The following is a 639-nucleotide window of genomic DNA, read 5'->3' as shown; positions in this document are numbered from 1 at the left end:
CGCGGCTGGAAGCGCTGGCGCATGCCGGCGAGACCCTGATGGGCAAATTCCGTGACGGCATGCCTGTGACTGCCGAGGCGGTGACGGTGATCCTGTCCTCGATCGACCGCATCAAGGAGATTTTGGCTGGCTTGGAGGCGACCGAGGCCGAGCCGGAAGGCAACGACCGCGATCTCATCGACAAGCTGGAAGCAATGGTCGAGCAGGGCATGGCGGCCATGTCAGGCTCGGCGGAGCCGATGCCGACAGCCGGCACTGCTGCTCCCGTTGCCGATGCGCCGCCGCTGGTGCCGGAAGCGCCCGCCGCTGCAGCCGCCCCCGCCAAGGAGATGACCATGGGCACGCTGGTCGATCAGACCCTGGAGCGTCCGCTGCGTCCGGGCGAGGTCTCGCTCGACGAGCTCGAGCGCGCCTTCCGCGAGACCGCGATCGAAGCGCCGGTGCCCGCGCCCGTGGCCAAGGCTGAGGTTAAGGCCGAGCCGGCTGCTGAAGCCGCAAAGCCCGCCAAGGAAAAGGCCGCGCCGAAGAAGTCGATGGCCGACGAGATGGCGGGCGAGGGCGACCGCATCGCCAACCAGTCGATCCGCGTCAACGTGGATACGCTGGAGCACCTGATGACCATGGTCTCCGAGCTGGTCC

General features: G+C 68.2%; 1 pseudogene. It reads left to right on the top strand.

Features of this window, described 5'->3' with window-relative positions:
- A pseudogene (locus I6F24_RS37310) lies at positions 1 to 639 on the top strand (hybrid sensor histidine kinase/response regulator); the annotation flags it as partial.

This window comes from Bradyrhizobium sp. BRP23 (assembly GCF_020194135.1).
Classification (GTDB): Bacteria; Pseudomonadota; Alphaproteobacteria; order Rhizobiales; family Xanthobacteraceae; genus Bradyrhizobium; species Bradyrhizobium yuanmingense.
This window is presented reverse-complemented; position numbering and strand designations above follow the sequence as displayed.